Here is an 8,952-nt window from a genome sequence, read left to right on the forward strand (position 1 = left end):
TGAATAAGCGTTTCAAACCTGTTATTTTTTTGTTTTTAAAAGAGCGCAATTATAATTACCTTAAATAATAAAAGTTAATAATTTATACATATTTGATAGCACATTTTTTGTTAAATGTGTTATACTAATTATGAAAATAGATCGAATCAGCGTAACATATATTGGGAGGACTTGAAATGAGTAAAACTCGAATAGCCATTAATGGATTTGGAAGAATTGGACGAATGGTGTTTCGTCAAGCGATCTTAGATGAAAATATTGAGGTAGTTGCAATAAATGCAAGTTATCCAGAGGAAACATTAGCCCATTTAATAAAATACGATAGTGTTCACGGAATCTTTGATTGTGATATTGACATTTTAGAAGATGGGTTTGAAATAAATGGACAGAAAGTATTACATGTAAACTCACGTGAACCTGAAAAATTACCGTGGTTAGAAAATGATATTGATATTGTGATTGAAGCAACCGGAAAATTTAACACAAAAGAAGGAGCAAGTCGCCACTTACAAGCTGGTGCACAAAAAGTAATAATAACAGCTCCTGGTAAAAATGTTGATAATACAATTGTACTTGGAGTAAATGAAGAAACATATAATCCAGAATTGGATCATGTTGTTTCCAATGCATCGTGTACAACAAATTGTTTAGCTCCAGTAGTAAAAGTATTAGATAATCATTTCAACATTATAAATGGTCTAATGACGACTGTTCATGCTTATACAACTGACCAGGTTACATTAGATAATCCACATAAAGATTTACGCCGCGCACGTGCATGTGGGCAATCGATTATTCCAACTTCAACCGGAGCGGCCAAAGCACTTGGTGAAGTTTTACCACATCTAAATGGAAAATTACACGGGATGGCATTAAGAGTTCCAACACCAAATGTGTCACTTGTGGATTTAGTAGTCGATGTTGAAAAAGAAGTAACCGTTGATGAAGTAAACAGTGTATTTAAGAAAACAGCGAATGAAGAAATGAAAGGCATTATCAAGTATAGTGAAGAGCCACTTGTTTCGATTGATTATGCAACAACCGATTATTCCGCAATTATTGATGGACTTTCTACAATTGTTATGGAAGATAAAAAAATTAAAATTCTTGCTTGGTACGATAATGAGTGGGGCTATTCTGCACGAGTAGTTGATTTGGCAAAGTTTGTAGGTAAAGCTTTACAACAACCGAGTCAAAAAAAAGAAACAGTAAAAATATCTTAAATTAATATTCATTAGAAAACTTGGCATTCGTTAAAGAAAACATGCCCTCATCACTAGGGGATACCGACGTTGGCGCAAAGCCTGTTCTTAGTCAGCCTTCCTTAGAGCCATATTGGCGAAAGATAGAGGTGATGTTACACTTATGCTCTTGAGTGCAAGCCTTTAATAGCGAGTGCCTTAGTTGCACTTATGCAGTAGGAAGTTTTTATACGTTCCTATCTGCCAAAAAAGTTGTCTGTTATTATGGACAACTTTTTTTATTTAAAATAGCTCTTTCCTCAAGAAGGGCTTGAAAGTGGGTTAGAATGCAGCGTATTAATAATTGCTACTTGATGATGACGACTTGATTCCAACATTGATTGGATTTTCAACATGTCGAGTCGCTTATCAAGACGTTGAGCGAATTGTCAACATGTCGAGTGGATTTTCCGCATGTCGAGTCTAAAGTCACAGGGCGAGTAGTGTTTAAATCTATTGTTATATAAGTGCGTGTTCAAAAAGGAGGATAAAAAGGACTAAGAAGTTCGAGGTGGCGCAGTTTCGAGCACCGGAATGTATGCATTTAGATACATGAGTAGTGGAGAAACAAGCATTCGTGCGAAATTCGCAGTGTCATTTTACCGGACTTTTTGAACATCCTCTATAAAAATTATTAACATTTAGAAATTCTATGGTTTAGTCTAAATTTAATGTTAAATATGTCAAGTATGATAATCATTATGGAAAAAGTTAAAAACATGATAAACTATAAGAATAGATACTGAACGTTTTTAGATGTTGGATCGAATATGAATGGGGTTGAAACGAATGAAGTGTCCAAAGTGTAATCATAAACATTCCCGTGTTCTGGATTCAAGACCTTTTGAAGACGGTGATGCGATCAGAAGGCGTAGAGAATGCGAGCGATGTGGATTTCGCTTTCGCACATTTGAACGCAAAGAAGAAACACCTTTAATTATAGTTAAAAAAGATGGGACAAGACAAGAGTTTAATCGTGATAAATTGATCAGGGGATTAATGCGCGCTTGCGAAAAAAGACCTGTTACGATTGAAGAAATTGAAAAAGTTGCTCTAGAAGTAGAGCGAGAAATAAGAAATTCTGATCTCCCTGAAATTAGTAGCCAACATATTGGTGAGATGGTACTTGAACGATTGTCTGACATTGATGAAGTAGCATACGTACGTTTTGCTTCTGTTTATCGTCAATTTGAAAATATTAATGTTTTTCTAGATGAACTAAAAGAAATTTTACAATCGAAAAAATCCAAGTAATGAAAAGGGGAAGTGAAAAAAGTGCAGCATCTAGGAAAAATCTTACCAGTAGATGGATATCTTGTTCAACTTGATTCCAGTTTGCCGAATGATTATATCCAATCTTTAACGCACTTATACCAACCTTTACTCGGAATTGAAGCAATTAGTTTATATCAGCTTCTCTTACATGAAATTGATATTCAACCAGAAATTCAATTGCAAACACATCATACGTTGATGAATTATTTAAATATGCCGTTAGATCGAATTTATGAAGCGCGTCTCAAACTTGAAGGAATTGGATTATTAAAAACATATAAAAAAGAAACGAAAGAGAAAGTGTATTATACATATGTTATTCAATCACCTTTTAGTCCGATAGCATTCTTTGAAGATGTGATGTTATCGGAGCTATTGTATCGCCATATTGGAGATAAGAAATTCCTTTCATTAAAAAAGCATTATACAAAGGCAAATCAGCAACGAATTGGAGAAAATGTTACAGCTGTTTTTCATGAGGTATTTCAAACATTTGAACCGGAATACATTCCGCCAATAAAAAGTGAAGAGCCAACAGGAATTCCTCTTCAACAAATGGATTTTTCTTTACTTGAACAAAGCTTGAAACGGAAAATGTTACCTGTTGATAAGATTTTAACAGAAACAAACAAGCGTATTATTTCACAACTTGTTCAATTGTATGATTTAGAATCGTATGAAATTGAAAAATCTGTTGAATGGGCTCTTACAGAGGAGAACCGACTTGATGTTGAACAGTTTAAAGCCGTCTGCCACGATGTTTTTCAAACAAAACATAATGTAAGCAATTTGAAACTTACAGTTAAAAAACCAGAAAAAAGCGTTTCAGTGCAAGAAAAGTCATTAACTAAAACTGAAAAACTGCAACAAAGATTTGAAACTATTACACCAAAAGAATTATTAGAAGATTTATCAAGCGGTAATAACGCTTCTAAACAAGACTTGAAATTTATAAGTGATTTAATGGTAAATCAAGGCATTCCTTCATCGGTGATGAATGTACTTATCCACTATGTCATGTTACGTTCTGATATGAAACTCCCCAAAGAGTACATGGAAAAAATTGCGAGTAACTGGTCTCGGAAAAAATTTAAAACTGCAAAGGAAGTAATGGACTTTATACAACAACAATCAGAACAAAAGGCACAACCGAAAAGAAACTATCAATCTAGAAAACAATCTAAAGAAATTATTCCAGATTGGTTTAAAGATAGACATAAAGAACCGAGAGAAACAAAACAAGAAGTTAACTTAACGGAAGAACAAGCACGAGAACAAGAAGAGATGGTTGCTATCTTGCAAAAATACGCTTCAGAAAACAATTAACGTTTCAAAGGAATGAGAAAAATGAAGCCGATACAGACCTCTTTAAAAAGATGGATTAATAATAATGAAAGTTTTAAACAAAGACATGAAGCGATGAAAACAGAGATTTTGCAGCATCCAAAAATCGCATACTTTTTAAACAAACATCCAGAGATTACCGAAAAAGACATTGATAAACGATTAAACAAATTATATGAGTATGCAACACAATCTGTACAATGTGACAAGTGTTCATCTTTTGAGTTTTGTAAAAATATTGTAAAGGGATACTCACCTATCTTACAATATGTAAATGGTGAAATTCATATTTCCTATGAAAAGTGCCAAAACCATATTCAGTATGAAAAAATGACGGAAAAAGAAAATTTAATTCAAAGTATTTATATGCCAAAAGAAATTTTAAATGCTAGCATGGAAAATATATATCCTGATCATAATCGGATGCAGGCAACAAAAGAAGCTGTATCTTTTTTAAATCTAGCTAAACAGGGGTTACCAGAAAAAGGATTGTTTTTTACTGGCCCGTTTGGTGTTGGTAAAACTTATTTGCTTGGTGCAATTGCAAATGAATTACGGAAATTTAATTTTTCCTCCATGTTAATTTACATGCCAGAGTTTGTTAGGGAAATTCGAGAAGCGATAAAAGATAATAAAGTACAAGACAAAATAAATATGTTTAAACAAGCTGATGTCCTAATGTTGGATGATATCGGAGCAGAAACATTATCGGCTTGGTTTCGCGATGAAGTACTTGGTTCAATTTTACAATATCGGATGATGGAAAAATTGCCAGTATTCTTTACATCGAATTATACGATGGCACAATTAGAACAAATTTTGGCCACTTCTACCAAAAATGGTGTAGAACAGGTAAAGGCCGGTAGAATAATGGAACGGATAAAGCAAGTAAGTAAGGAAATAAAAGTAGGTGGAGAAAATAGAAGAAATTAATTAGTTGAGGACTTCCAAATATGACCCCCGCAGACACAAACGAAAATAATGCCTGCGGGTGGCACGCTTTGACGGACAAAATTATAGATTAACGTGATGTCCGAGTCACTTTTTAATGGACACTAGAGACACTAAAATCTAGCGAAAATGCCTTTGGCGTTCTTTTGTCGTTAAATTTCTTCATGATTCTTAATTACCTTGAACTTGAATATATTTTTCAAAACCACTTTTATGAACTAAATCTTTGATTTTTTCCTATTCATTTTTTCTGCACCTCGTCCATATAATGTACTACGGAACACAGGATGAGGATGTGGTAGAGATTGAAAGTCATTTATTTTCGCCATGAAAAAGAAGTAATTTATTTTTGCGAAATGCTTTACCGGATACAGGGAGAAATATGTGTACAGTGGAAAAGAGATGAACATTGGGGGAACGAGCTGCGTATTCAGGATCAGAAAGTAACACTTGATATAGTGATCTCATGCTTAGTTAAAGTGTTAATGTTTTATCGGTTAAATAAAATGATCAAACAAATCACGAGAGAAAAATACTTCTATACAGATAAGGAAGAAATCGAGAGGATATGTTTGTTAACGAATTGGATAGTTACCGAAAAGCATTATCAAGAGCAATTATTTAAAGAGCATTTTTCTTTAGAAAAGTATTTATTTAATACGCTAAGGAAAAATATTGAAGACGCATTTCCAATTCACTTTGATTCGTTACTAACATTTTGCACGCAACCGCTGCAAATGAAGTTAAAAGAAGCAGTCGGATATGGTATTGACGAAATGAAGCGTGAAGAGGAGCACCAGAGCTTTGTACAATCGATCCGTGATTTTATTAAACGAAGAGAATCGAAATCAGATGAATTACATATTGTTCAAGGAGAAAATTTTACATTTTATAAAGCAACTGGTGAACAGTATAATTATCTTGAATTAAAAACATTAATGTATAATGAGCCTCTTTATATTTTAGGATTAGATGCAAATGAAATGAATTTATCACCGATTATTACATTACTTCCAAAGAAAATTTATATTTACGGGGATCATCCGGCCGAAGCCAAAACTTCAACTATATTAAATATTTTTCAAGAGAGAGTTACATTTTTGCCTAAAGAACGCTTTCCTTTTCACTATCATGTTAATTAATTGCCATCATACATAAATCCTGATATAATTCTTTCTAAGAAAATAAATCTCAAAAAGTGATGAGAAGGACATGATTATTTTTACCCTGCAATAGATAGAGAAAGAAGTCGTCGGCTGGAAGCTTCTGCTATTTGCATTAAATAATTACCACCTTTGAACTCTGTAATTGAAATTAAGTAAATTATAGCGCTACTTCCACGTTACGGAAATAATGAAGTCGAATCATTTTTTATTGTAAGCAGTTAGTGCTTTTGTAAAATTGAAAATGAGGGTGGAACCACGTGTTAACACTCGTCCCTATATATTTAGGGATGAGTGTTTTTTGTTTTGGCAGAAAGTTAAAAACCACCTTGTTGTTCACCGACATAAACGGCACGTCCCGGGGATACGCTTTCGCTCGTCCCACCGAAAAGAGTTTGTGACTTGCACGTCTGTGGGTTGTAAGTACAACGAAGACTTTCACTATAAAATCTTGGTGAAAAAGCTAAGTTTCTAAGATAAAAAAAGGAGTGTTTTTAATGATTACAATAGCTTTCCCAGATGGGAACAAAAAAAATTTTGAAAAAGGAATTACTGGTGAAGAAATTGCTCAATTCATTTCACCTGGCTTAAGAAAGCAGGCGCTCGCAATTAAACTGGATGATCAGTTTATCGATTTAAGACGTCCTCTTCAAAAGGGGGGGAAAATAGAAATTATCACATATAAAGATGAAGACGGAATCGATATTATGCGACATTCAACTGCCCATTTAATGGCACAGGCGATTAAACGATTATATAAAGATGTTAAGTTTGGTGTCGGCCCAGTTATTGATGAAGGCTTTTATTACGATATTGATATGGAAGAATCGCTTACACCAGAGGATCTCCCGAAAATAGAAAAAGAAATGCAGCGGATTATTGATGAGAATTTGGAAATTGTGCGAACAGAACTTTCACGGGAAGAAGCAAAAGAAATGTTTCGCGAAATCGGTGATGATTTAAAACTAGAGTTAGTTGATGATATTCCAGAAGGTGAAACCATTTCTATTTACAAACAAGGTGAATTTTTTGACCTTTGTCGTGGAGTTCATGTACCGCAAACAAGTAAAATTAAAGCATTTAAATTATTAAGTATTTCCGGCGCTTATTGGCGTGGAGACAGCAAAAATAAGCAATTGCAACGGATTTACGGTACCGCATTCGAAAAAGAATCTGAACTAAAAGAACATTTACGCATATTGGAAGAGAGAAAAGAACGCGACCATCGCCGCCTTGGAAAAGAGTTGGAATTGTTTACTGTTTCACAAAAAGTAGGACAGGGATTGCCGATTTGGCTACCAAATGGGGCGACAATTCGTCGTATTGTTGAGCGTTATATTGTTGATTTAGAAGAAAAGCTTGGTTATAACCATGTGTATACACCGGTTCTTGGAAGTGCAGAATTATATAAAACAAGTGGACACTATGACCATTATCAAGATGATATGTTCCCTTCGATGCAGATGGAGAACGAAGAATTATTCCTTCGTCCGATGAACTGTCCACATCATATGATGGTTTATAAAAATCAATTATACAGTTATCGTAATTTACCTGTACGAATTGCCGAACTTGGGATGATGCACCGTTACGAAATGTCTGGTGCACTAGCAGGATTACAGCGCGTGCGTGGAATGACATTAAATGATGCACATATTTTCTGCCGTCCGGATCAATTAAAAGATGAGTTCGTTAGAGTCGTTGAATTAATTAAACAAGTGTATAAAGATTTTGCGATTGAAGATTATTATTTCAGATTATCTTACCGAGATCCAGAAGATACGGAGAAATATATTGATAATGATGAGATGTGGGAAACAGCTCAATCTGTATTAAAAGAAACAATGGATGAGTTAAATCTGCCTTATGTAGAGGCAATTGGTGAAGCAGCTTTCTATGGACCGAAACTTGATGTTCAAGTAAAAACAGCTCTCGGACACGATGAAACATTATCCACAGTCCAACTTGATTATCAAGTTGCGGAACGTTTTGATCTTTCCTATATCGGGGAAGATGGAAAACATCATCGTCCCGTTGTCATTCACCGTGGGGTTGTATCTACGATGGAGCGATTTGTCGCTTATTTAATTGAAGAATATAAAGGTGCTTTCCCTACTTGGTTGGCTCCAGTTCAAGTGCAAGTGATTCCAGTGTCACCAACAGTTCACTTAGACTATGCGAATGATGTCGCTAGTAAATTGCAGCGAGCAGGAATTCGAGTAGAAGTTGATGTCAGAGATGAAAAGATCGGTTATAAAATTCGTGAAGCACAAACAAAGAAAATTCCTTTTGCATTAGTAATTGGCGATAAAGAAAAGGAAGCAGGTAGCGTAAATATCCGTAGATACGGAGAAAAGAAAACGGAATCCCTTCCTTTTGAAGAGTTTTTACAAGTTATCAACAAAGAAATAGAAGAAAAAGTTGGTCATAAATAAAATATTTTCTAAAAAGTTGGGCATCTGTTAGTTCAACCGAAGCAAATTTATCGCTATTGCTCTAAATCTATAAACTGCGTCGTAAAAGTCTATATGGTCAACTCCGTATCTCAGGAAAAGGCGTATATTGCGAAACGACTTCTCATGTTCTGAATCGACTCGACATGTTGGAAACTGACTCGACATGTTTGGAATCGACTCGACGTCTTGGAAAATGACTCGACATGTTCGCAATCGACTCGACATCTTGGAAAATGACTCGACATGTTCTGAATCGACTCGACGTCTTGGAAAATGACTCGACATGTTCGCAATCGACTCGACGTCTTGGGAAATGACTCGACATGTTTGGAATCGACTCGACGTCTTGGAAAAAGACTCGACATGTTTGGAATCGACTCGACATCTTGGAAAATGACTCCACATGTTCGCAATCGACTCGACGTCTTGGAGAACGAGTCATTCTTTCCTAGTGGTGATTAAGTAGTTATGTCACAGTAACCTTCAACTATGAAGTCAAAAATAATAAAACTATTGAGTATT

6 protein-coding genes are annotated in these 8,952 nt (G+C 34.9%); all 6 read left to right on the forward strand.

Annotated features, from left to right (window positions below; all coding sequences use genetic code 11):
* Positions 1–176: 176 nt before the first annotated feature.
* The 6 genes from SPD89_RS21975 to thrS all read left to right on the forward strand — a co-directional run bounded on the left by SPD89_RS21975 (position 177) and on the right by thrS (position 8,409).
* The gene (locus SPD89_RS21975) at positions 177–1,223 is read left to right on the forward strand and encodes a glyceraldehyde-3-phosphate dehydrogenase (protein WP_336264075.1); all 1,047 of its coding nucleotides are present in this window, start codon (positions 177–179) and stop codon (positions 1,221–1,223) included.
* A gap of 807 nt (positions 1,224–2,030) precedes the next feature.
* On the forward strand, positions 2,031–2,495 hold the full coding sequence (nrdR, locus tag SPD89_RS21980; protein ID WP_336264076.1) for a transcriptional regulator NrdR: 465 nt from the start codon (positions 2,031–2,033) through the stop codon (positions 2,493–2,495).
* A 12-nt stretch (positions 2,496–2,507) separates the two neighbouring features.
* The gene (locus tag SPD89_RS21985; protein WP_336264077.1) at positions 2,508–3,842 is read left to right on the forward strand and encodes a replication initiation and membrane attachment family protein; all 1,335 of its coding nucleotides are present in this window, start codon (positions 2,508–2,510) and stop codon (positions 3,840–3,842) included.
* A 21-nt stretch (positions 3,843–3,863) separates the two neighbouring features.
* Positions 3,864–4,793 (forward strand): primosomal protein DnaI, encoded by a 930-nt coding sequence (dnaI, locus tag SPD89_RS21990; protein WP_336264078.1) that lies wholly within the window; start codon positions 3,864–3,866, stop codon positions 4,791–4,793.
* A gap of 323 nt (positions 4,794–5,116) precedes the next feature.
* On the forward strand, positions 5,117–5,953 hold the full coding sequence (gene ytxC / locus SPD89_RS21995) for a sporulation protein YtxC (RefSeq protein WP_336264079.1): 837 nt from the start codon (positions 5,117–5,119) through the stop codon (positions 5,951–5,953).
* Positions 5,954–6,471: 518 nt separating this feature from the next.
* Positions 6,472–8,409: a threonine--tRNA ligase gene (thrS, locus tag SPD89_RS22000; protein WP_336264080.1), complete on the forward strand. Its 1,938-nt coding sequence runs from the start codon at positions 6,472–6,474 to the stop codon at positions 8,407–8,409.
* Positions 8,410–8,952: the final 543 nt, after the last annotated feature.

The sequence above is a fragment of the Pseudogracilibacillus sp. SO30301A genome (genome assembly GCF_037072025.1).
In the GTDB taxonomy this organism is placed as follows: Bacteria; Bacillota; Bacilli; order Bacillales; family Amphibacillaceae; genus Pseudogracilibacillus.